General features: G+C 46.4%; 27 protein-coding genes and 1 pseudogene. 8 read left to right on the top strand and 20 right to left on the bottom strand.

Annotated elements, in window-relative coordinates; translation table 11 throughout:
- Both QUB06_RS03905 and QUB06_RS03900 read left to right on the top strand, forming a co-directional pair.
- The coding region (locus tag QUB06_RS03905; RefSeq protein ID WP_333434192.1) for a hypothetical protein at positions 1-426 on the top strand (426 nt) is incomplete at its 5' end.
- On the top strand, positions 423-875 hold the full coding sequence (locus QUB06_RS03900) for an FHA domain-containing protein (RefSeq protein ID WP_333434191.1): 453 nt from the start codon (positions 423-425) through the stop codon (positions 873-875). The genes QUB06_RS03905 and QUB06_RS03900, both read left to right, overlap by 4 nt.
- Positions 876-1016: 141 nt before the next feature.
- Here the strand turns inward: QUB06_RS03900 and QUB06_RS03895 are convergent, their stop codons facing one another.
- Positions 1017-1595, bottom strand: coding sequence for a DUF1997 domain-containing protein (locus tag QUB06_RS03895; RefSeq protein WP_333434190.1), 579 nt, complete (start codon positions 1593-1595; stop codon positions 1017-1019).
- 208 nt (positions 1596-1803) lie between these two features.
- Here QUB06_RS03895 and pheA point away from each other — a divergent pair, with 208 nt between their 5' ends.
- Together pheA and QUB06_RS03885 are read left to right on the top strand one after the other, a co-directional pair.
- The gene (gene pheA / locus QUB06_RS03890; protein WP_333434189.1) at positions 1804-2751 is read left to right on the top strand and encodes a prephenate dehydratase; all 948 of its coding nucleotides are present in this window, start codon (positions 1804-1806) and stop codon (positions 2749-2751) included.
- A gap of 34 nt (positions 2752-2785) precedes the next feature.
- On the top strand, positions 2786-3427 hold the full coding sequence (locus QUB06_RS03885) for a pentapeptide repeat-containing protein (protein ID WP_333434188.1): 642 nt from the start codon (positions 2786-2788) through the stop codon (positions 3425-3427).
- 33 nt (positions 3428-3460) lie between these two features.
- On the opposite strand, the gene QUB06_RS03880 is transcribed toward QUB06_RS03885, so the two are convergent.
- From QUB06_RS03880 to QUB06_RS03835, 10 genes are all read right to left on the bottom strand, one after another.
- The gene (locus tag QUB06_RS03880) at positions 3461-4399 is read right to left on the bottom strand and encodes a PspA/IM30 family protein (RefSeq protein ID WP_333434187.1); all 939 of its coding nucleotides are present in this window, start codon (positions 4397-4399) and stop codon (positions 3461-3463) included.
- A gap of 215 nt (positions 4400-4614) precedes the next feature.
- Positions 4615-5256, bottom strand: a complete 642-nt coding sequence (locus QUB06_RS03875) for an LON peptidase substrate-binding domain-containing protein (protein ID WP_333104131.1) — start codon at positions 5254-5256, stop codon at positions 4615-4617.
- A gap of 199 nt (positions 5257-5455) precedes the next feature.
- Complete coding sequence (locus tag QUB06_RS03870; RefSeq protein ID WP_333434186.1) at positions 5456-5917, bottom strand: DUF5615 family PIN-like protein; 462 nt, start codon at positions 5915-5917, stop codon at positions 5456-5458.
- Positions 5844-6164, bottom strand: coding sequence for a DUF433 domain-containing protein (locus tag QUB06_RS03865; protein WP_333434185.1), 321 nt, complete (start codon positions 6162-6164; stop codon positions 5844-5846). The genes QUB06_RS03870 and QUB06_RS03865 overlap by 74 nt, the downstream gene beginning before the upstream one ends.
- A 234-nt stretch (positions 6165-6398) precedes the next feature.
- The gene (gene rpsJ, locus QUB06_RS03860) at positions 6399-6716 is read right to left on the bottom strand and encodes a 30S ribosomal protein S10 (RefSeq protein ID WP_445251358.1); all 318 of its coding nucleotides are present in this window, start codon (positions 6714-6716) and stop codon (positions 6399-6401) included.
- 217 nt (positions 6717-6933) lie between these two features.
- A complete protein-coding gene (gene tuf, locus QUB06_RS03855) occupies positions 6934-8163 on the bottom strand; it encodes an elongation factor Tu (RefSeq protein WP_333289265.1) in 1230 nt (409 codons plus the stop codon).
- A 102-nt stretch (positions 8164-8265) separates the two neighbouring features.
- Entirely contained in the window at positions 8266-10338 is a 2073-nt protein-coding gene (gene fusA, locus QUB06_RS03850) for an elongation factor G (RefSeq protein WP_333434184.1), read from the bottom strand.
- A gap of 348 nt (positions 10339-10686) precedes the next feature.
- Positions 10687-11157, bottom strand: coding sequence for a 30S ribosomal protein S7 (rpsG, locus tag QUB06_RS03845; protein ID WP_006632196.1), 471 nt, complete (start codon positions 11155-11157; stop codon positions 10687-10689).
- Between the two features lie 145 nt (positions 11158-11302).
- Positions 11303-11683 carry a 30S ribosomal protein S12 gene (rpsL, locus tag QUB06_RS03840; protein ID WP_006632197.1) on the bottom strand — a complete coding sequence of 127 codons (381 nt, stop codon included), beginning with the start codon at positions 11681-11683 and terminating at the stop codon, positions 11303-11305.
- A gap of 99 nt (positions 11684-11782) precedes the next feature.
- Entirely contained in the window at positions 11783-11926 is a 144-nt protein-coding gene (locus tag QUB06_RS03835; protein WP_333434183.1) for a hypothetical protein, read from the bottom strand.
- Between the two features lie 212 nt (positions 11927-12138).
- Here QUB06_RS03835 and QUB06_RS03830 point away from each other — a divergent pair, with 212 nt between their 5' ends.
- Complete coding sequence (locus tag QUB06_RS03830; RefSeq protein WP_333434182.1) at positions 12139-12342, top strand: hypothetical protein; 204 nt, start codon at positions 12139-12141, stop codon at positions 12340-12342.
- Positions 12343-12560: 218 nt separating this feature from the next.
- Positions 12561-13412 carry an Npun_R2479 family HD domain-containing metalloprotein gene (locus QUB06_RS03825; protein WP_333434181.1) on the top strand — a complete coding sequence of 284 codons (852 nt, stop codon included), beginning with the start codon at positions 12561-12563 and terminating at the stop codon, positions 13410-13412.
- A gap of 226 nt (positions 13413-13638) precedes the next feature.
- On the opposite strand, the gene QUB06_RS03820 is transcribed toward QUB06_RS03825, so the two are convergent.
- The 9 genes and pseudogenes from QUB06_RS03820 to QUB06_RS03780 form a co-directional block, all read right to left on the bottom strand.
- Positions 13639-14154, bottom strand: a complete 516-nt coding sequence (locus QUB06_RS03820; protein WP_333289257.1) for a transcriptional repressor — start codon at positions 14152-14154, stop codon at positions 13639-13641.
- A gap of 469 nt (positions 14155-14623) precedes the next feature.
- Positions 14624-15105, bottom strand: a pseudogene (locus QUB06_RS03815) (chlorophyll a/b binding light-harvesting protein); the annotation flags it as partial.
- A gap of 548 nt (positions 15106-15653) precedes the next feature.
- On the bottom strand, positions 15654-16391 hold the full coding sequence (locus QUB06_RS03810) for a response regulator transcription factor (protein ID WP_039886887.1): 738 nt from the start codon (positions 16389-16391) through the stop codon (positions 15654-15656).
- A gap of 596 nt (positions 16392-16987) precedes the next feature.
- Positions 16988-17950: an FTR1 family protein gene (locus tag QUB06_RS03805; protein ID WP_333434179.1), complete on the bottom strand. Its 963-nt coding sequence runs from the start codon at positions 17948-17950 to the stop codon at positions 16988-16990.
- Between the two features lie 96 nt (positions 17951-18046).
- Complete coding sequence (locus QUB06_RS03800) at positions 18047-18481, bottom strand: ferritin-like domain-containing protein (RefSeq protein WP_333434178.1); 435 nt, start codon at positions 18479-18481, stop codon at positions 18047-18049.
- Between the two features lie 116 nt (positions 18482-18597).
- Positions 18598-18798: a hypothetical protein gene (locus QUB06_RS03795; protein ID WP_333434177.1), complete on the bottom strand. Its 201-nt coding sequence runs from the start codon at positions 18796-18798 to the stop codon at positions 18598-18600.
- On the bottom strand, positions 18798-18920 hold the full coding sequence (locus QUB06_RS03790) for a hypothetical protein (protein WP_333434176.1): 123 nt from the start codon (positions 18918-18920) through the stop codon (positions 18798-18800). The genes QUB06_RS03795 and QUB06_RS03790 overlap by 1 nt, the downstream gene beginning before the upstream one ends.
- A 15-nt stretch (positions 18921-18935) precedes the next feature.
- On the bottom strand, positions 18936-19301 hold the full coding sequence (locus QUB06_RS03785; protein WP_333434175.1) for a hypothetical protein: 366 nt from the start codon (positions 19299-19301) through the stop codon (positions 18936-18938).
- Positions 19302-19789: 488 nt separating this feature from the next.
- Entirely contained in the window at positions 19790-19927 is a 138-nt protein-coding gene (locus QUB06_RS03780) for a hypothetical protein (protein WP_333289243.1), read from the bottom strand.
- A 2-nt stretch (positions 19928-19929) separates the two neighbouring features.
- Here QUB06_RS03780 and QUB06_RS03775 point away from each other — a divergent pair, with 2 nt between their 5' ends.
- Complete coding sequence (locus QUB06_RS03775) at positions 19930-20859, top strand: energy-coupling factor ABC transporter permease (protein ID WP_333434174.1); 930 nt, start codon at positions 19930-19932, stop codon at positions 20857-20859.
- Positions 20852-21529 carry an energy-coupling factor transporter transmembrane protein EcfT gene (locus QUB06_RS03770; protein ID WP_333434173.1) on the top strand — a complete coding sequence of 226 codons (678 nt, stop codon included), beginning with the start codon at positions 20852-20854 and terminating at the stop codon, positions 21527-21529. The genes QUB06_RS03775 and QUB06_RS03770 overlap by 8 nt, the downstream gene beginning before the upstream one ends.
- Positions 21530-21746: the final 217 nt, after the last annotated feature.

Genomic DNA, 21746 nt, shown 5'->3' with positions numbered 1-21746 from the left:
GATTCAAGGCGACTGAAGTCGCAGCCGCTTTCCTCCCCATGTCTGAAGCCAGGGGCTTCTCGCTCGTTTTTTGGTGATTTGGCCGATCGAATTGAGCGACTCACCCATCGGCAGAATCGCTCCCTCACAGACCAAATTAATCAAGCGGTTTTAACCGCCGTCCATCACTGGGAAGTTCACCCGATTTATCACATCGTGTTTGGTTGTTACCGAGTACCGCAAAAATTTGCCCCTGCGCCAAAAGCTAACCCTCAAAAGTTGCTTCACCCTCAAGCAGCCAAAAGTTCGACTTTTAGGGCAGATAGAGGGAATAGTGGCGCACTGATGACGGCTTTAAAAATCAAATTTTTTGCAGTTTTCTCCCAAAAAATCTCTCTAGAAGTATCCCCGTTTCTGTCTGGCGGTGGAGTGTCAAAACATCAGTGATTACCTTAACTCTTTTACATCCTATCCAGTCTGTCCCAGTTCAAAGTTGGTGTTTTGAATCAGAACCCGTGGTTCGGATCGGTCGATCGAACGACAATGATGTAATTATTTACAGCGCTGTAGTTTCCCGCCACCACGTAGAACTGTGGAATCACGCTCATGGCTGGGAAATTATTAATTTTGGTGCTAATGGCACTTATGTAGATGATAGACCGATCGCTCAGGTGTCAGTTGTAGACGGGATGACAATTCGCTTGGGCAATTCCGGGCCAAAAATCAGGATTCGGGTGGCCGCAACGAATCAACCGGGCAAAATAATCAAGCCACCGCAGCGCGAACTCCGCCCAAAGGACGAAGTTTCAAAAGACAGGTCAACTCCTTTGCCGGGGGGCGTGGGAATAATCGAAGACGATGAACTTGGAGGGCTGACTCAAATCGATCTTGACTGACCGGCAGCTATCTATCCCTGCTGGCTAGTTGCCACAAAGAGACCGATGCCCAATTCGAGCGTCTAACTAATATTGTGCTAAGTCGCCTGATTTGCGCCTAAATATCCCTATACATTAATTAACAGCTTCTATAGTAGGATTTCACCCTTCTAAAGATAAGATTGGGGGGATATCGATCGATCTTAGCTCACTTTCGCTGCTTGCCCAGCGACGGTAATCTAAGAGCAACTGGTGCATCAACCGCTGTTTGACGCTCAGCAGTACGCTCTTGAGCAAAGCATTCCCCGTTGCTTCTAAAATGGGTTTGGGCGTCAGCCAAAACGGTGGCGGTAATTCTACTTGCACTTCCAAATCCGCTTTTCCCTTCAAGTATGCTACCCCGCTGCTTTGGTGTACACAAAGCTTTCCTTTGAGATTGAGAGCAAAGCGATCGTTGATATAACCCACGCCACGAATTTCGCAGGCGACGGACTCCAAATTGATGGTGCCATCCGACTGGGCCCACACCCTCATGTCTACTGTGGGTTGAATGCTCAGCATCATAAATTGTAACGGTCGCATTTTCAGGCGGAAACAGTCATCGTTTAGCTGTTCTGTGCGACTTTGATCGACAAGGGCATTCACCAGTCGCCTCGGCTGGCGCAGATAATGTTGAATGGGAACCCGTTCCTCTGGTACGGCGATCTCAACGGATTGGGAAGAATTAAAGCGGATGTACATGAGAAAATATCAAAATATAGGATTCCTAAGCATATCTTAATAAACTATCACCTTTTTTAAGGTGACATAAGTTGCCCCCTAAGTCGTGTACCCAGCAATGTCATCCGAGAAATCACTGATAAAAGCTTTCGGGACATCGCTAATTTTTCATCATACTTCCTAGCTGATGAGAGTCAAGCAAACATTTGTAACCTAAAATTGCCTCTAAATGAAAATTTCGTTAGCGAAGCCCTCGAAGAGGATCGCACATCTCGGCCCTGTTGGTACAAATGCAGAAACAGCGGCTCTAGCTTATGTCAATTGGTTGAGCCTGAATACTAACTTGGAATGCACCCTGTGTCCTTATTCCACCATTTCTCAAGCGCTAGAGGCATCTGCCGTAGGGCAGGTTGACTATTCAGTGGTGCCCGTCGAAAATTCGATCGAAGGCAGCGTGACTGTCACCTTAGATACACTGTGGCGACTCGATCAACTCCGCATTCAACACGCCTTAGTTTTGCCAATTTCCCACGCCCTAGTGTCTAATGCTAAAAATTTTAACGAGATTAAAAAAGTTTACTCTCACCCGCAAGCGCTAGCTCAGTGTCAGGTATGGTTGGGGCAGTTTATTCCCTCAGCCCAATTAATTCCGGCGAATTCAACCACGGAAGCATTGCAATATCTGGAAGATACAAATGTAGCAGCGATATCTTCGCCAAGAGCTGCTGAACTTTACCATTTGCCAGTGTTAGCTCACCCCATTAATGATTATCCCGATAATTACACTCGATTTTGGGTACTCAGCAGGAGTTTTGGAGAAATCGCCAACGTAGAACCAGGGGATCACTCATCCCTTAAATCCCTTACACAATCTGCTTCTAAGTTGATCCTCGATGCTTCACCGTCTAATTGCACCCATACCTCACTCGCTTTTAGCGTACCTGCCAATATGCCGGGAACACTCGTAAAACCTTTGCAAGTATTTGCCAGTCGCGGTATTAATTTAAGTCGGATTGAATCTAGACCGACTAAAAGATCCCTCGGAGAATATATTTTCTTTATGGACGTTGAGGCTAACGCCTGCCAAGCATTTGTTCGATCGGCACTCGATGAATTAAAAAATCACACAGAAACTTTAAAAATATTTGGTTGCTACAATGTACTGTCAGTAGTATAATTTATTTTTAAGTAAAACTTAGGAGGCTGGCGAGATGAATGCGGATGAACTTCTCAAGCGATACGCAGCCGGAGAAAGAAATTTTCATGAAACCAACTTGAAAGAGGCTTCTTTGCGAGAAGCTTTCCTAATTCATATTAATCTAGCCTGTGCGAATCTCAAGGAAATAAATTTTGCCCTGGCCAACTTAAGGGGGGCAAACTTAATAGGTGCCAAGCTCAAGAATGCCTGTCTGGTGATGACCAACCTAAATGGAGCTAACCTGAGCGGAGCCGATCTAACTTTCGCAAGATTAACAGGAGCTGACCTGATTGAAGCAAACTTGGAAAACGCCAACTTGAGCGACACAAAAATGATAGGTGTTAATTTGAGCGGAGCAAACTTGGAAAACGCCAACTTGATGGAAGCGAACCTCCTAGATGCTTGCTTGGACAATACAAACCTCGAAGAAGCCAATCTAAGCGAGGCTAAACTGCGGGGTTCGAGTCTGATAAAAGCCAACTTGAGAAACGCTTTTTTGTGTGAAAGTAACCTTGAGGGCGCAGATTTGAGAGGATCTGACTTGAGGGGTGCTAATTTGAGCGGGGCATTTTTATGCGGAGCTAATCTGGACGGAGCTAAGTTAGATAAGGCAATTTTAAGTGGAGCAATACATTTTTGCGTCAGACAAGTTTGAGATCACGCAATATATAACAGCAGAATCCGACAACTAAGGACTAAAAAATATACTATTGACTTGGCTGAAAGTGAAGTCTATTTGCTGCTGTACCTTAGCAAAATGAAGCTGCATCTTGAGGATCTCTTTCTTGGAATTAGCTTGAGCAATCTTACTTTCCAAAGCCAGCAAGTTGCGGTTGAGATTTTCTACTCGCACAGTTTGGTAGTCTAAGTCAATTTTTAGTTCTGCCGCCTGATCGAATTGAACCTGCTGGCGAACCACGGCGAGGCGGACTGAATTTTCATCCTGTTTCTGAAGAGCTAGCAAAGCTCGCTGCTGCCACTGGTTGGCTTGAGATTCAGCTTGATTGTACAGCCACTGAATCCGCAGTTGGGCGGAAATCGCACTGCCAACAGCCTGACGCAGTTCTTTGAGAGGTTCCTGAATTTCTAAGATTAATAGTTCCCAAAGATTCATCAGTTCACTGGTAAATTCTTCCCGTTCTACAGAGGCTACCAGTGCTTCTAATAGCAACAAATTTGGTTGCATTTGCTGCGTAATTGTCTCAAATATTAACAGTGCTTCGGACATTTGCCGATCGTAATTTTTTTCTGAGACTGCACCGGATGAGTGCTTTAATATTTTTTCCGTGCTGTCTAACTCAGCTTCTGAATCTGAACTTGAAGCTACAAAGGCCTGTAATTTTTCGCGGGCGATCGAATTCAGCCTTTGTCGAAGCAAATCGCAGGCCGCCCGCTGCACTGGCCCTGTTTCGCTTTGACAAATCTTGATGACTATTTTTAAGCCGGCATCGCCGTAATTCAATGTCTCTGTCAGGGCCGCGATTCGATGTTCGCTGACAGAACTAGACAGCCGATGTTTAACTCCTGCTAGTCCGCCGAGCACTACACCGCCCACAGGAGGTGGCAGTTGACCGCCTCTAACTGCATCGTATGGTTTCGGTTGGTCGTGATTTTCTAACACAAGCATTTACTGCTATAAGGAACCTATCCGAACCTGTTTGAAGTTAAGAATTAAACTGATACCAGTTCCAAAAAAGAATGGAACTGTAGGCCCGCGAGCCAAACCCTTAGTTCATCAGTCAATCGAAAATCAAAAATCAAAAATCGAAAATCGAATGATTTGTGTGTAATTATTTCTTCAATGCAGGTCAAACCGATCGTGCTTTTTCCTAGACCACTTGGCTACTTGAGGGTATCTTTAAGTACAGTCCTCGCTGCCAAGTGATTGCGAGTAGAAGTCAAAATTTCGGTTTCGCGTTCCAATCTCGCAGCAGTATCTTGCAATTCTAAAAGAGTTTGCTGTTCGGTCGCTGCGCCGTAAAGGTAGCTGGCTACCCAGTAGGACAATTCTGTAGGCAAACTGGGAATGTCTTCCGGCAGGTCGATCGGCTGATCCATCAATTTGCTGGAGAGGCGAACTACATCTCTCAGCAGTTGTTCGACATCTTTTCCCAAAGGTCTGAGGTCTTTTTGCGGCGGTTCATCTTCCATCCATTCTACTAGACCGACTAAATAGGGTTTTTCCCGAACTGCGTCGAGCACTCGGAACCGCTGCTGGCCGAGAGTCATAATTTTCATGCGATCGTCGGGGAGGCGCTGACAGTGAATCACTTCGGCGCAACAGCCAACGGCAGAGACTTTGTTTTGGTTGGGGTCCCACATGAGTACACCGAAACGCCGATCGCCCTCCAGAATCGTATTCATCATGATTCGATAGCGAAACTCGAAGATTTGCAGCGGCAGCGGTCTACCTGGAAATAGAACCACTTCCGGCAACGGAAATAAGGGGAGTTCGCGAACTGCTACAGAGGAAGAGGATGCCATTGTCGCTCAAAGGTGACGGTACTTGCGCTTATTTTTCTTACTTTAACTGATTAAAGGCAATTCCGGGCGGGGTGAGGGGCGATCGGGGGGAAATGCGACGCGGGCGATCGAGGCTTTGGGCTGATGCGTAGGATCAGAAACCGGGTTTTTCCTCAAAAATCCTTGGTTGTTACCCAGGTTTTTGCTTGGTGTGGGTGAATTATCGCGCGTACTCTTGAACCACAAAAACCGGATGACTCAAGCCACGCTGATTCTGCTTTTTGATCCGAATTAGGCGATCGACCAACGAATCAACTTGCTGAAGATAGGCATGAAGAATAGTAACTTGTCCCAGGTAATCTCGATCGTCTTTACAAACAATAATTCCTGCGTGGCGATCGCCACCACGGTGCAGCGCCACAAAATCATCGCGATTGAAGCTAATTACCGCCCGATTTTGTGCAATCGCAAAGCGCAGAACCTCGTCATCAGGAATTCCTTGATTTGCTTGACCGGCATCATAAGAAGTTAAAACATCACTGTCAAGACTACGCAAATGCTCGACCATTGCGATCGGGAAATTTTCATTGGAATAAAGCCTCACCCTTTCAATCATCGGTTTGATGAGAAATAATAATACGATCGATTTCTTCGCGGTGGCGATCGTAATAACGCCAAGCATTCTCTAGATCGCGATCGTCCAAGACTGGATAATTCCGAAGTAACTGGGCCTCATCAGCCCCCTGTTGGTGAAGCGAAACGAGTGTCCAAACAGGAATGCGGGTGTTGCGAATCCGGGCATTTCCTCCACAGACTCCAGGTGTACTCTGAATCGCCCTAGCGGAAAGTTTTTCTTGGAACAACCAACTCTCTTCAGGTGTCAGCGATTCAATGACTTGAATTAAGGAGTCAACCAACTGAATGTTCATAGCTGGTAATTGAAGAAATATCGAATAGCGATCGCTTAAACTATGATAGCAAATTTCTCTAAACAGAAAAGAATCTTATCAACCATAGCATTACCAGCAACGCAGCTTACAAAACCTCGATCGTATTCTCAACTTTAAAACTGGTTTCTGACTATCTTTGCGTCCGGGAATGAAAAAAAAGGAACAAAGTATTTTTCCCTTGTTCCTTTTTTTGTTATTTTCCAAGCCCTCAATCTACAGCTTGACTTCGATATCTACGCCGGCTGGCAAATCCAGTTTCATCAAAGCGTCAATTGTTTTTGCCGATGGCTGCTGAATGTCGATGATGCGGCGGTGCGTGCGGGTTTCAAAGTGTTCGCGAGAATCTTTGTCTACGTGGGGCGATCGCAGCAAGCAGTAAATCCGTCGTTTTGTCGGTAGGGGAATCGGGCCGATCGCTATGGCTGCTGTCCGATTTGCTGTATCTACAATCTTTTCGCAGGATGCGTCTAGAATTCGGCGATCGAAAGCTTTGAGGCGGATGCGAATTTTTTGCTGTTGAATTGTTGCCATTTTTGTTTCTTGAATTTTCTAGGTTCAGTTTATTTTTAGTCATTAGTCATTAGTCATTAGTCATCAGTCATTTGTTATTTGTTATTTGTTATTGAACATTTAACCCATAACTACTAACAACTGGCCACTAACCTATAACTACTCACTACTCACTAAATAGCAGAAAAGCCTATTGACATTGGCTGGCTTTTCTGCTATTTAGGCTGTTATGCGAGTCCTACTTGAGGATTTTGGAAACAACGCCGGCGCCGACGGTGCGGCCACCTTCGCGGATAGCGAAGCGCATTCCTTGTTCGATCGCGATCGGGTGAATCAACTCAACAGTCATTTTGATCCGGTCACCTGGCATCACCATTTCTGCTTCAGTACCGTCATCAGCCGTGAATTGTGCGATCGTGCCGGTCACGTCAGTGGTACGGACGTAGAATTGAGGGCGATAGCCAGAGAAAAAGGGCGTGTGCCGGCCGCCTTCTTCCTTCTTCAGGATGTACACTTCAGATTCAAACTGAGTGTGAGGCAGGATACTTTTCGGCTTGGCAATCACCATTCCGCGTTCAATATCCGCCTTTAAAATCCCCCGTAGCAGTAGACCAACGTTGTCGCCGGCCAAACCTTCTTCCAGAGACTTGGTGAACATTTCCACACCAGTCACTGTAGTGCTGCGAGTGTCCTTAAGACCCACCAATTCGACTGTTTCGCCGACTTTGATAGTTCCACGTTCGATCCGGCCTGTGGCGACAGTACCCCGACCAGTAATCGAGAATACGTCTTCAACTGCCATCAAGAAAGGCTTGTCAATTTCGCGTTCTGGGGTGGGGATGTAAGCATCTACTTCTTCCATCAGCTTGTAGATTTTGTCAACCCACTCATTTTCGCCCTTGACAGTCTTGGGATTAGCAAGCATCGCTTCGAGAGCTTTCAATCCCGAACCTGTGACGATGGGGATGTCATCGCCCGGAAAATCGTAAGAGCTCAAAAGTTCGCGAACTTCCAGTTCTACCAATTCCAACAGTTCAGCATCATCCACCATGTCTTCTTTGTTCAAGAAGACAACCAAGCTGGGAACGCCAACTTGCTTAGCTAGCAGGATGTGTTCGCGAGTTTGAGGCATGGGGCCGTCTGCTGCTGACACTACTAGGATGCCGCCGTCCATTTGAGCTGCACCGGTGATCATGTTTTTCACATAGTCAGCGTGTCCGGGGCAATCTACGTGGGCATAGTGCCGACCTGTGGTTTCGTATTCCACGTGAGCAGTATTAATCGTAATACCCCGTGCTTTTTCTTCAGGCGCAGCGTCGATGTCGGCGTAGTTCTTAGCCTTTGCTTGACCTAGTGCAGAGAGAGTCATCGTAATCGCGGCGGTCAAAGTTGTTTTGCCGTGGTCAACGTGACCGATCGTGCCGATGTTTACGTGGGGTTTATTCCGTTCAAATTTTGCGCGTGCCATTCTCGATTTGTTCCTTGTTTCTTTTAGCGATTTTAGATTTTAACATTTTAGATTTTAGACTTTGGATTCAATCCAAAATCCAAAATCTAAAATCTAAAATCATTAGTTCCCTTTGTTCTTAGCGATAATGGCTTCAGCCACGTTTCGCGGCACTTCTTCGTAATGGCTGAATTCCATTGTGAAGATGCCTCGACCTTGGGTTTTCGAGCGGATGTCTGTGGCGTAACCAAACATTTCTGCTAGTGGAACTTTTACAGAAACTTTGGCTATCCCCTGATCCGTCTCTTGACCTTCGATCTGACCCCGACGCGAGTTGAGGTCTCCGATGACGTTCCCGATGTAATCTTCGGGAACTTCAACCTCTACTTTCATCATAGGCTCTAGCAGCACTGGCGACGCCTTCATCACGGCTTCTTTGATCGCCATTGAACCGGCGATCTTAAATGCCATTTCTGAGGAGTCTACGTCGTGGAAAGACCCGTCTACCATAGTAGCTTTGAGGTCAATCACGGGATACCCTGCTACAATACCTGATTCGCAGGCTTCTTTCATCCCTTGTTCTGCCGGGCCGATGTACTCTTTGGGTACAGTGCCACCAACAATTTTGGAGACAAATTCAAAGCCGCTTCCGACTTCGGTGGGTTCTAGTTCGATCACGACGTGACCGTACTGACCTTTACCGCCACTTTGGCGGATAAATTTACCTTCGGCGCGGACGGATTTGCGAATGGTTTCACGGTAGGCTACTTGTGGCTGACCCACGTTGGCTTCTACTTTGAATTCCCGCAACATCCTGTCTACCAGGATTTCCAGGTGCAGTTCGCCCATGCCGGCGATGACTGTCTGGTTGGTTTCTGGGTCAACGTTGACTCGGAAGGTGGGGTCTTCTTCCGAGAGTGACTGGAGGGCTTTGGAGAGCTTCTCCATGTCTTGTTTGGTTTTGGGTTCGACAGCCACCGAGATCACTGGCTCTGGAATAAACAGAGATTCCAGAATCACTGGCGCTCCTTCTTCGCAGAGGGTGTCGCCGGTGAAGGTGTCTTTCAAACCCAAGGCTGCTCCCAAGTCTCCGGCTCGGAGTTCCTCAACTTCTATCCGATCGTCCGCTTTTAGTACAATGAGGCGAGAAACCCGCTCTTTTTTGTCTTTGGTGGAGTTCAGGACGTAGGTTCCTTTTTTGAGGATACCGGAGTAGACGCGAACAAAAGTCAGGCGGCCGTAGGGGTCAGCCATGATTTTGAATGCCAGAGCTGACAGCGGGGCGTTGTCGTCGGCAAACCGCTCTGCTGTGTCGCCGTTGGGCAGGAGTCCTTGTATGGGAGGAACTTCCAAGGGCGACGGCAGATAGTCGATGACTGCATCCAACAACAACTGAACGCCTTTGTTTTTGAATGCCGAACCGCACAACATGGGGACGATCGTACCTTCGACAGTGCCGTGACGCAGGGCCAAGCGGATTTCCTCTTCCGTTAACTCTTCGCCTTCGAGGTATTTCTCGGTGAGGGCGTCGTTGGTTTCTGCTACCGACTCGATCAGCTTGGTGCGGTATTCTACGGCTAGATCCTTTACTTCATCGGGGATTTCTACTTCCTCGATGTCGGTTCCCATGTCGTTGTTGTAGATATAGGCTTTCATGTGCACTAAGTCTACAATTCCCCGGAAGTTTTCTTCACTGCCGATCGGGATTTGGATGGGTACGGCGTTCGCTCTCATGCGATCGCGAATTTGGGCGTAGACTTTGTAGAAGTTTGCCCCCATCCGATCCATTTTGTTGACGAACACGATCCTCGGTACTTTATACCGATCGGCCTGTCGCCAAACTGTTTCGGATTGCGGCTGCACTCCCCCTACCGAGCAGAACACTGCGATCACTCCGTCGAGCACTCGCATCGAGCGTTCGACTTCGATCGTGAAGTCTACGTGTCCCGGAGTGTCGATGATGTTGATTTTGTAATCTTTCCAACTGGTGGTGATAGCAGCGGCAGTAATCGTAATTCCCCGCTCCCGCTCTTGCTCCATCCAGTCAGTGACTGCTGTTCCCTCGTGCACTTCACCCATTTTGTGAACCATGCCTGAATAGAACAGAATTCTTTCAGTTGTTGTTGTTTTGCCCGCGTCGATGTGGGCTGCGATGCCGATGTTGCGAGTTTTTTCTAGCGGGACGGTACGTGCCACAGCTACCTCCTTAATCTTGTGTTGCTGTTATAATACTATTATACTACACAGTAACCCTATTTTGCACTCCCCAGCGACTTACAAAAGTCTCTGGAGCTTATTGTTACATTTTAATATTTTTTGCAAGATTTGTTTACAAAAATATTAAGGATGCGACATGGAGGATTTAGAGAGTGCGTGAATTTTGAGTGCGTGAATTTTGAGTTTGGGAGTTTTGAGTTTGCTTCACCAATCGCAACAGCGCCAAGAGAAGCAATCTCAACACTCAAAACTTATTACACTTTCCAATTTTTCACCCGATGCTTTTATACCGCACGATCGCGCTCTTCTCCATGCCAGTTGTTGCAGTTAGTAGCGGTAGTGAGCAAAAGCCTTGTTTGCTTCAGCCATGCGGTGAGTTTCTTCGCGCTTGCGAATAGCACTCCCTGTTTCGTTAGCTGCATCCATCAGTTCGTTGGCTAGCTTGGCTGCCATCGAGCGGCCGGTGCGGGCGCGGGCAAATCTGATCAGCCAGCGGAGGGCGAGGGTTGTACCGCGATCGGAACGCACTTCCATCGGCACTTGGTAGGTGGCGCCACCTACCCGGCGGGCTTTGACTTCTACCAGGGGTGTTGCGTTTTTGACTGCTTTTTCAAACAAGTCTAACGGTTCAGCCCCTGTGCGTTCTTGGATGGTTTTGAGGGCGTCGTAGACGATGCTGGAGGCAACGGATTTTTTGCCGTGCTGCATGATCCGTCTCACCATCATGCTTACCAACCGGCTGTTGTAGGTTGGATCTGGTGGAACTGGACGTTTTTGAATAACTGTGCGGCGAGACATAGTTCTATTTGGGATTTTTGATTTTGAATGATTGACTTTGGGCTTTTGGGATCACATCTCGATTTATGACGATCGAGCGTGCAGTTGAGCGGCGCGATCGGATTTTTTTTTGCTTCCCAACCCCGACGATCGGACGAGTTCCGTGTTATTTTTTCTCTTTAGGACGCTTGGCCCCGTATTTGGAACGACCCTGCTTGCGGTCTTTCACCCCAGCGGTGTCTAATGTACCCCGAATGATGTGGTATCTAACTCCGGGCAAATCTTTTACCCGACCGCCCCGGATCATTACTACCGAGTGTTCTTGCAAGTTGTGACCGATCCCTGGGATGTAGGCGGTGACTTCAAAACCAGAGGTCAGCCGTACCCGAGCCACCTTCCGCAGCGCCGAGTTGGGTTTTTTCGGGGTGGTCGTGTACACTCTGGTGCAAACTCCGCGGCGCTGGGGGCAACTCTTGAGAGCTGGCGATTTGGTTTTTTTCTGCGTTTGTTCCCGTGCTGAACGGATGAGTTGCTGAATAGTGGGCATGAGTTACGGCATTTCTAGCTTTTTGCTGAATATAGTGATTTGGCTGTATCCGCACTGAAAGTCCCTTCCCCTCTGGGGGGACGGGATGAATGAAAATAATTATGGGTAAGTGAGGATACCAGACTCTGTATTGTACACGACGCGAGTTTCTTTGGCAAGAAATTTGCGCGATCCGCGATCGAACTTCCTTCCTTGCTGCAAGTTGGGAGGGGGCGAGCGCAACGGGAGAATGGTATGTGACATCCTATAATTTAGGCGCAACTATGATGATTTTCAGAGCCGTCAGCAAAATTTATGACGATCGCAATATTGCGCTTTTTAGATCGAATTACCATTGTGAGGAGAGGCGCCTTAACTCCAGTATGCGATCGCATCACCGTCTATAGCCGATCTACATCACATAAAGTTATCTAAAATTGCCGGACAATAAGAAATATACATTGAGTTGACGGCAGATGACAACCAAAGCTTATATTCCTGAATATAAAATTTCCGAACTTTACTTGAACATTTGGAAATCCGGTAAGATCGATCGGGATCAGTTCCAGCAAATTCAATACGCAATTAATTGTCACACTTTAAAAAGTTCAGACGATCGAAAAATTGTCAGCAGGCTGCTGTATGCAGTACGGCGGGGATGGGTGTCAGTGACGGACTGAGTTACTTGGGAGTTTTGAGTCAGGGCGCGAGATTGCTTCGTGACTCCCCCGGCGTAGCAGCCTCAAGGAGTTTTCAGATTGCCACCCACTTGCCACCCACAGAGCACAACGCACAGGGGGTGCATGAGTTGTGAACTAAAATCTCATCCAGAAAAGTAGAGGACTCCCCAATAGATGCACCGCTGTTAAAAGGAAATATTAAGGTAAAAGGACACGGTATGTTTAATTCTACAGAACTGCTGATCGAGGCTTTCATCGAACAACTTCAGAACGGGTACAGCCGCACTTACGGAGGCTACAAATCAGACTATGCTGACATTATTGCCTGGGTGGGCGCAATGGCGTTAGAAAACATCGCTAACAGCGACGCTCTTTATCACAATGTAGAACACGCCATTTGCATTAGCTTAGTCGGTCAAGAAATCTTGCGGGGAAAACACATTCGCCAAGGCGGAGTTTCCTGCGAAGATTGGCTGCACTTCATCATTTCTTTGCTGTGCCAAGACATCGGATATGTCAAAGGAGTTTGCCGGCAAGACCAAGAATCAGAAGGATTGTATGCTACGGGAAAAGATGGCATGAGAATTGCACTTGCTCCCGGTGCAACAGCGGCCAGCCTAGCTCCTTACCGAGTTGACCGAGCTAAATTGTTTATTGACGAGCGCTTCGGCAACCACAAGCTAATTAATGCTGAGATAATTAAGCAGAACATAGAACAGACTCGTTTCTCGGTGCTTGACGGCAACACTGACGAGGATGCAGTTAATTACTCTAGTTTAGTTCGCGGTGCTGACTTGATAGGTCAGCTCAGCAACCCGCAATATTTGCAGAAAATTGGCGCGTTGTTTTACGAGTTGGAAGAAAGCGGTGCTACTAAACTTTTGGGCTATCGACATCCGGGCGACTTGCTGCAAAGCTACTCTAAGTTTTACTGGAGCGGCATTTATCCTCACATCAGTGAATCTCTCGGTTACTTGCAGTTGACGCAGGAAGGCAAACAGATTGTTGCTAGTTTGTACGCTAACATATTTCGGATGGAACACCAACGTTGCGATTCTGAGGTTGCTTGATTGCAAAAGTGCAGTCAGTTGTCAGTTGTCAGTTGTCAGTTGTCATTGGTTATTTGTCAGTTGTCAGTTGTCAGTTGTCATTGGTTATTTGTCAGTTGTCAGTTGTCAGTTGTCAGTTGTCATTGGTTATTTGTAGGTGCTAATAACTAACAGCTCATAACGAATAAAAAAACACAAATTACCAATTACCACCAATTACCAATTACCCAAGTATATTTCATTCAACTCAACTAATTTCCTCATCAATTGCTGAATGATATCTGGGACACAACCAATTGCTGGGTACCAAAGAAGGCCATCCCTCCCGTAGCGCTTCCAAACAAACAGCTCGCACAGTTAATTGACAGTCAAGCAGTTCTACCCCAGCTTTTTCAACTTGCTTTTTGCCAATTCTTAAAATAGATTCATCGCTAAATTCAAAGGTTTTGTGACACTGAATGCAAACCAGATGGTGGTGGTGGTACAATTCGGGAAAATTCAGTTCGTAATGTTTGTGTCCTTCTGCTAATTCTAGTTCACGCAAAATTCCTATCCTTGCTAATAAATGCAGCGTTCGGTAGACAGTAGACAAGCCAATTCGTTCTCCTTTATTCTGCAAAGTCTTGTATAATTCTTCCGCACTTAAGTGATTGCCTTGCGGTAGATTTTGAAAGACACTCAAAATAGTTTCTCGCTGGGGAGTCAGGCGGCAGCCTCTCTGGTTGAGTTCGACTTTGAGTGAGTTAGCACTGTATAAATTCATGTCGGAAAAAATAAAAAAGTTGAACGAGGATTGTAATGGATTATCTGTTATTTATTCGCGCTCTTTTTGAAATTCTCCTAAAGTATATTTTCCGTGAGAATCCATATAACTCTAGACTCCCCTTTAGTCCAGGGTAATCTGCTAGTCACCTATCCCCTTGCTACAAGTGGAACTGAAAAAGTGGTTTTCGGTATTTGTGCGTAATTTTTGTGAAGTTTATAGCAATTTTGCTGATAAGCATTGGCAAAACCAGTTGTAGGTTCAAAGTCAGTGCAACCATCGCATCTTTAGTACAAGCAACGCACGGGCGCACTGTAAATGTGTGGCGGTAGTCCTTAGTAAAAAAATCCCAATAACAAGGAATTGGATAGAAGCGCTTGATTTGATGCACTCCTTCGGGCAATGTTACGGACAGACTCCACAAAAATAATCAAAGTGGCGATACATAAATATTAGAAAAAGACAGTCATAAACCACCAAAATACATAGCTTTGGCCACCAACAAGAAGGTAGCGACACCCAGCAAAACTAGGCGGATTCCCAAGATGGTGGTCATTTTGTCTGCGTCTTCCCATGTGTAGCCAAAGAAAGAAGTTCTTGCTTCGAGGGTTGCTGGCCCTTTGAGGGAGTAAAAGATGCCGCCGAAGCCGAGAAAGAGGTGAATCGCCCTAACGGCGAAGTACGGATCAGTATCGACAATTTTGCCTCCCCCACCCCCGCCCCAGCCGAGTCTGGCTAGATTTGGCAACAGGATTAAGCCTTGTTCGTACATGGGCAATTCTGGGTTAAAGCGGGAAAGCTCCAATAGGGTATAGGCTCCCGCCCAGAAGACGATGAGGCCGGCATGGGCGACGTGGATACCGAGCAAACGGTTGGAAAGTTGATTAAGCGGGCGTTGCCGACCCACCAGGGAAATGATTTTCCGTTGGGTGGGAAGGATTTTTTTGCCATGCTGGTCACGGCGATTTACCTCTTGAGAAAGATGTCAGTGGAGTTTTAAGCGATCGCAGGTTATTGATATAGATAATCAACAATTTTAGTAGTTTCGTCAAGGGGTATTTGAGAAAAATTTTCACCGATTTGAGTTCAGGTATGTAAATCAGCAGGAAAAAACATCGTTATATCACGATTATGACTGTTTTTGGCGCTTGAGCGGAGTTTGGCCTCTCGTTCGCAAAAATAGCAGCTAAAGGAATACCTCTAAATTTATTGATAAATAATATTATTAAAGAGTATTATGGCTAGAGTATTGTTCACGTAGCTATCCAATCCTCTCGGAAAATACAAGGTGGAAAAAGAAATCCGGTACTTTCCTATGGACAAGCTTCTCTAAAAGTACGGTTGGAGGAGGGTGCAGGATTGTTTTTTTCCGAATCAAGAGAATCAATGCCTACTTGTTGACATATTCACTCAAACTCCAAACAACAAAGCCTGAGACCATTAGCTCTCAGGCTTTTCTAGCTGAATTTTTCACTGCTTGTGGCATCGGGCGCCCTAGCTCAAGCAGAGGATTTGGTTTCTTCAGCTACTTGCTCGTTGTTGGGTAACTCCAGGCAATAACCAGCCCCGTATACGGTTTTGATGTACCGAGGATGGCGGGGATCGGGTTCCATCTTGGTTCTCAGGTGTCTGATGTGTACACGAATTGTTTCGATGTCGTCGTCGGGGTCGTAACCCCACACTTCTTTGAGAATTTCGCTGGGAGAGACTGTCTGACCGTGGCGCTGAAGCAAGCAGTGCAGCAACTCAAACTCTAGGTGGGTCAGTTTGACTGTCTGAGCGTACCAAACAGCTTCAAACCTTTCGGGGACAAGGGTCAGCGGGCCGTAATTCAGAATTTCGGAGTGTTTGGCAGCTTGGGGGATGCGGTCTGTTCGCCTTAGTAGAGCTCGCACTCGGGCTAGCATCTCTTCTAGTTCAAAGGGTTTGGTCAGGTAGTCGTCGGCGCCGGAGTTGAAGCCTTCTACTTTGTCTTGAGTTTGACTTAAGGCTGTCAACATCAAGACGGGAATGTCTGAGGTGCGCTCGTCACGCCGCAAACGCTGACATACGGTGAATCCGTCTACTCTAGGCAGCATGAGGTCTAGCATGATCAGGTCGGGGAGCAGTTGTATGGCTAGTGCCTGACCTTTGATGCCGTCTTCTGCCTGGGTGACTTCGTAGCCAGCCATTTCTAGGTTGACGGCTACGAGTTCGGCGATCGCCGCGTCATCATCAATAACAAGTATCCGAGGCATCATTATTTATCTCACCGCTAACCGAATGGCAAATCCTACAGCCTTCTGGGGGTTCCAGGTAACTTTAACGAACAATTTTTTAATTTTAAGCTTCATTAAGGATTATAAGGTTGATTAAGAACTTTCGGGGATCTGTAAATATTCTTGTACTAATTATAAGCCATAAGAGCGCATATCAGAAAACTGTTGACCAAAAATCTTCCTGGGGGCAGATTTTGGGTTGGCAAGAACAGCCTTAACTTTTGCAGGGTGCGCCTGGGGCTTCACAGGATAACCCTAACGGTAGTCGGCGTCTTCCATGACCCTGTTAACCGTTAACTGTAAATTTTTTAACTTAGTTAATTTTGCTTAAAAAATTTTTGTGTTTTTTGAGGGGTAGTGCTTGCTTTTTTTGGGTATTGACGGTATTATTAGATAATATTAATATGACTATTTATAAAATAAATAAACAATGCTACCATCATTTAATCATATCATATAAAAGTCAAATAATCAATCCCGCAACCTGAAAATTTTTGGTCAATTTCTTGCGTGTGGGGCTAATTTTTTTCTCGCCCTGGAATCACCAAAACAACCGATAAAAACAGCTTGCATACCTAGTGAGGGCGAGTTTCCGCTCGATCTGGCTGAGTATTGTGGTTCGGAACACTCGCCTTAGAGCCTAGTTTTTGGAAATAAAGACCGCCGATGGTGGCTAAGAATATTGTGTAAGCCACTGCTTGGACGAGATAAAGTCGATCTCTGTATCCAAACAGTGCTTTGAGAAGCACTCCTGGAAATTGCCGATCGGGCAAAATTTCCGCTGCATTCCACACCATAGGCCCTAAAATACAAGAGTGGAGTGGTGCGAGGCGATCGTAATAAAAACAAATCGCTGCATACTGGCTATTCATCTGCGACAACATCCCAGCGGCTTGGTCAAAATGCTTGAGTGCAGATACTGCCAAACCTGCCACGATTAACAGCAACAAAATCCCCATAAACTTGAAAAACAGGCGGATATCAATTTTTACGCCCCACTTGAACAGTAGCGCGCCAATGATTGCCGCCCCAGTCAAACCGCCCAAAGCACCTAAAGCAGGAGTTAAACCTTGTTGAAATTGAGCGCTGACAAATATAACTGTTTCAAAACCTTCGCGCAGTACGGCAATAAAAATTAAGCCAAATACGCCCCAGCCGGCATTGCTATTTTCTGTCAAAGCTGCTGTAACTGCTCCTTCAACTTCAGCTTTGAGAAAGCGCGCTTGCTGAGTCATCCAAATTAGCATCCAGCTTAGCATTGCGATCGCCACAATTCCCAACACGCCCTCTAATAGCTGTTTAATGACTGGTGCGTAAGGCTGCTCAGATGTTGAGAGTGCTGCGAGCAATCCATTGAATAGAACACCCACAAAACCGCTAGCAGCAATGCCGGCTGCGACACCTGCATACACCCAAGAATTGAGGTGACTTTGCTCGGCTTTTTTGAGGCAAGCTAGTACAATTCCGACGACTAAGGCGGCTTCTACACCTTCGCGCAGGGTAATTACAAAAGTCGGTATGGCTTCACTAAAATTCATTTTTTATAATCATGGGGCATGGGCATGGGGCATTGGTCATTGGTCATTGGAAATAACCAATAACCAATAACCAATAACAATTAACTAATGATTAAATCAACTATAATCCCGCAGCATTTTTTTCAGTTCTACTTGGTGCAATTCTTCTTGTCCAATTAGATTGCGGGCATATTCTTCCAAATACACGCTGGAGTCAGTCACAATTTCAAGTAAAGATTTATACTTTTTGAGCGCTTTTTTCTCGTGATTTAAACTTTCTTCCAATAAGTCTTTCACCGAGTGTTTGTAGGTTTCTTCGATGGGAGCAATTTTCTGACTGGGATGCCCCTCTAAACCGGTGAGAATTTCTCCTGCTTGTTGGGCGTGGAGTAGGGATTCCGTTGCTTGTGCTTTAAAAAACTGCACGATGGGAATCCGGTTTGGCCCTGTCACCATTAGTGAATAGTGAGTGTAGCGCACGACACCTGCTAGTTCCCATTCCATGATGGTGCATAGCAGTTCCTGAGTTTTTTTTTCGTCAAGTTCTTTCATTTGTTGTTTTAGATGGAGAATGCCTGAGAGGGCGCTGTTTATAATAGCACATTTAAGTTAAAAATGAAAAGTAAGCTGCTGATGGCGCACCTTACTGGAGAGATGTTGTATGTGAGTTACGGGTTAACTTCTAAGGTTCTCGTAGGAGCAAACACTAAAGTAAACTTAGCGACTGGTGGTGCACTGTTACTGCTGCTAGTTTCGGAAGATTTCAGCAGATTTGGCAAAGGAGTTTCTTTGGTGTAATCCTTGGCTGGTTGATTGAGGGGCTCGAAATTGCCGATCGCCCCATCTTGACTTGTACTGACTCGATACACTAGATTTTGACTGAACCTAGGGCTAGTGTGCCAACTTCGATCGATGCCTCGTAGACTTTGAGAGCTAACTCATCTAGTTTTACGCGATCGGTAATTTCTGCTGTCTGATTTGTTCCATCCACCGCCTGAACTTCCTGCTAGCCTGCTGATACAGGTACAGATTGGACAGTCTTATCTGTACGGCTACTCGCCATAGCCGTTTCAGTAAAGGCTAAAGTACGCATTTGTGGCAAGATTTTACCGGCTCCCCGCAGCAAAGGAAAAGCCAAATGTCCCGTATAAACCATTACCAGTAATGCGGACATTGCACCCATGCCGTGAATGGTTCCGATCCACCGCTGCCAAGGGATCGGATGCAATAAGTTAACTAAAGGTAAAAACAGAAATAAACCAGCAGATAAAAAGCTCAGCCCGTAGATAGAAACTTGAGCAATATCTAATTGTCTGGGAGATTCAGAGGGAACTAAATCGGTAGTTGAGTCTTGGGTTGAGCGCAGCACCACTGGCAAACCTCCTGTAGGTTGTGCGGAAAATTACTTGAGAATAAGCGCATTAGTATTTTGAGTTTCTTGATAATGCAGCTAGTGCGGGCAAAGTCGATCGCACATTGTCGCAAGTGACAACCGCAAACATACTGCTAACTATATTGACTTGCAATAACTCGGAGTTTTGAGTCTCGATAACACGCAATACTTTGGATTTGACTAGCTATCGGGCAATTTCACTGCTGCTGTAGTCAAAAAATTAATGCAATAAGTTTTCAAGAACCCCCTTTAATGCCAATAAGGGATTTTCAGTTAATTCTTTATATTTATTTAAAATTTTTGTTTGAGTTTGACGGTGAATACATTTTGCAGTTGAGTCTGTAAAGAAATATTGATAATTCTTATCAAAAAGCTTCTAGGTGCGGGTTGTGGGTAAAATATCCGAATAATTCTTCAGGATGATTTAATGTAAAATTTCTCATCCTCAAAATTCTGCCGATGAGGCGCTAATCTATATCCCATAAGCGATCGCCCGCCCCCAATCCCCCGATCGCTCGATCGCCGAAATACCCCCACAGGGGATGGTAAATTTTTGTAAAAAATAGTTGACTAAAGGGCTGGAACTTCTCTCGTTTGGGATACATTAATGCACATACCTGATGGTTTTCTTTCACCGCCAGTAGCCGTTGCCACCGGCATAGCAAGTGCAGCAGTAATTGCAGTTGCCCTGAATCGAACCCGCGCGAGTCTTGGACTCCGACAAGCCCCAATCATGGGCTTAACCACAGCTTTCGTGTTTGCAGCCCAGATGATCAACTTTCCCGTAGCCGGCGGCACCAGCGGGCACTTGTTGGGAGGAGCGCTGGCATCCGTCGTTTTGGGGAACCCTTGGGCGGCAACTTTGGCAATGAGCACGGTTTTTATAATTCAGAGCGTCTTGTTTGCCGACGGGGGCATCACCGCCCTGGGAGCCAATATTTTTAACATGGGGCTAGTTGGCATTTGGGTGGGCTGGTGGCTGTTGCAGCCATTGCAGCAACTCTTGGGAGGTTCCAGAAATCGTTTGCCCCTAGCCGCGGGCATCGCCGCTGGCCTCAGCGTCGTGGCTGCTTCGATTAGTGTGGCGATCCAATTGGCAATTTCTGGTACAGTAGGGCTCAATATCGCATTGCCAGCAATGGTAGGCGTACATATTTTAATTGGGATTGGCGAAGGGGTAATTACAGGCAGCGTGTTAACTTATCTCGTCAAAGTGCGGCCGGATTTACTGCCGGGACAACAGCCACAATTGCAGAAATGGGTAGTGCCAGTAATCGGAGTTTTATTAATTTCCGGGGTGCTTTCACTGTTCGCATCAAGTTGGCCTGACGGGTTAGAAGCGGTAGCCGAAAAATACGGCTTTAAAGATAAAGAAGCTGTGGCGATCGAAAATCCCACTCCTTTAGCAGATTACACAGTTAAAGGATTAGAAGAACAGCCTATTGGTACTAGCATTGCTGGACTTTTAGGGTCTGCCTTCAGCTTCGGCGCGGCTTTTGGAATTGCTCAGTTGGTGGTAAAACCTAAAGATGTCTAAACTCTCCATACCTTTTCGATTGCGAGTGTCTCTCACAATTGTGATTGGCATGGGTTTTCTGAAGACAGGCGCTTGGCTGTGGCTGGGAATTTATGGGGCGATCGCACTTTTTTGGTCGTTTTGGCTCAGGGCTCCGGTGCGAACCCTAGCGCAACTGTTGGGAGCAGAATTGATTTTTCTCTCCTTATTAGTGCTGCCCCAAGGTTGGGAACGTGCCAGTTTTTTGTTGCTGCGTTCCCTAATTTGCCTGCTAATTATGAACAGCTTCCTGCTAACTTTGCCACCCCACAGTTTCGGAATCGCCCTCAAAGGATTACCCCTACCAGCAGGTTTGCAAGAGATTGTACTTTTAACAGGACAATACTTAGAAATCCTGCTGTCCGAAGTCAACCGCATGAAAATATCAGCCCAACTCCGGGGCTTGTCCGGTACCGGAGGATGGCTGCGCTACGCCAGTGCTTCCATGATCGGAGCGCTTTATTTGCGAAGTCTCGATCGGGCAGAAAGAGTACACGCAGCCATGCTAATTCGCGGGTATCAAGGAGCTTTACCTGCCGACTCAAAATCAACACCAAAAGAGCGACTCTGGCTGACAGTAGCAATTTTAATGGCAGCCGGATTAACAACAGCTTCTTACGGTAATTGGGAATGGGTAATTGGGAATGGGTAATTAACTGGTTCCCAAGCTCTGCCGGGGAACCGATGTCCAGAGGCTCTGCCTCGCTTCTTGCGGAGGAAAATTGGAGGCAGAGCCTCCCGATCTGCGTTCCCAGGCAGAGCCTGTGAACGAGTAGAATTGGTAATTGATTAATTCATTCCTCTACCTTTTGCCTTCTCCCTTCCCCTCTCTGCGCCCTCTGCGCTCTCTGCGGTTAAACACTCTTAAT

It is taken from the genome of Microcoleus sp. D2_18a_D3 (assembly GCF_036702455.1).
Lineage (GTDB): Bacteria > Cyanobacteriota > Cyanobacteriia > Cyanobacteriales > Microcoleaceae > Microcoleus.
The sequence above is the reverse complement of the archived record's forward strand: the minus strand, read 5'-3'. Positions and strand labels throughout refer to the sequence as shown.

Coding starts and splice junctions, on each gene's coding strand:
- pheA (WP_333434189.1), top strand. CDS start 1,804: ATGAAAATTTCGTTAGCGAAGCCCTCGAAGAGGATCGCACATCTCGGC.
- QUB06_RS03805 (WP_333434179.1), bottom strand. CDS start 17,950: ATGAATTTTAGTGAAGCCATACCGACTTTTGTAATTACCCTGCGCGAA.
- rpsL (WP_006632197.1), bottom strand. CDS start 11,683: ATGCCCACTATTCAGCAACTCATCCGTTCAGCACGGGAACAAACGCAG.
- QUB06_RS03820 (WP_333289257.1), bottom strand. CDS start 14,154: ATGAATTTATACAGTGCTAACTCACTCAAAGTCGAACTCAACCAGAGA.
- QUB06_RS03780 (WP_333289243.1), bottom strand. CDS start 19,927: ATGTATCCCAAACGAGAGAAGTTCCAGCCCTTTAGTCAACTATTTTTT.
- QUB06_RS03825 (WP_333434181.1), top strand. CDS start 12,561: ATGTTTAATTCTACAGAACTGCTGATCGAGGCTTTCATCGAACAACTT.
- QUB06_RS03770 (WP_333434173.1), top strand. CDS start 20,852: ATGTCTAAACTCTCCATACCTTTTCGATTGCGAGTGTCTCTCACAATT.
- QUB06_RS03775 (WP_333434174.1), top strand. CDS start 19,930: ATGCACATACCTGATGGTTTTCTTTCACCGCCAGTAGCCGTTGCCACC.
- QUB06_RS03880 (WP_333434187.1), bottom strand. CDS start 4,399: ATGCTTGTGTTAGAAAATCACGACCAACCGAAACCATACGATGCAGTT.
- rpsG (WP_006632196.1), bottom strand. CDS start 11,157: ATGTCTCGCCGCACAGTTATTCAAAAACGTCCAGTTCCACCAGATCCA.
- tuf (WP_333289265.1), bottom strand. CDS start 8,163: ATGGCACGCGCAAAATTTGAACGGAATAAACCCCACGTAAACATCGGC.
- QUB06_RS03875 (WP_333104131.1), bottom strand. CDS start 5,256: ATGGCATCCTCTTCCTCTGTAGCAGTTCGCGAACTCCCCTTATTTCCG.
- QUB06_RS03810 (WP_039886887.1), bottom strand. CDS start 16,391: ATGCCTCGGATACTTGTTATTGATGATGACGCGGCGATCGCCGAACTC.
- QUB06_RS03835 (WP_333434183.1), bottom strand. CDS start 11,926: ATGTCACATACCATTCTCCCGTTGCGCTCGCCCCCTCCCAACTTGCAG.
- QUB06_RS03870 (WP_333434186.1), bottom strand. CDS start 5,917: ATGCTTGGCGTTATTACGATCGCCACCGCGAAGAAATCGATCGTATTA.
- QUB06_RS03800 (WP_333434178.1), bottom strand. CDS start 18,481: ATGAAAGAACTTGACGAAAAAAAAACTCAGGAACTGCTATGCACCATC.
- QUB06_RS03865 (WP_333434185.1), bottom strand. CDS start 6,164: ATGAACATTCAGTTGGTTGACTCCTTAATTCAAGTCATTGAATCGCTG.
- QUB06_RS03895 (WP_333434190.1), bottom strand. CDS start 1,595: ATGTACATCCGCTTTAATTCTTCCCAATCCGTTGAGATCGCCGTACCA.
- QUB06_RS03885 (WP_333434188.1), top strand. CDS start 2,786: ATGAATGCGGATGAACTTCTCAAGCGATACGCAGCCGGAGAAAGAAAT.
- QUB06_RS03830 (WP_333434182.1), top strand. CDS start 12,139: ATGACAACCAAAGCTTATATTCCTGAATATAAAATTTCCGAACTTTAC.
- rpsJ (WP_445251358.1), bottom strand. CDS start 6,716: ATGGCAACAATTCAACAGCAAAAAATTCGCATCCGCCTCAAAGCTTTC.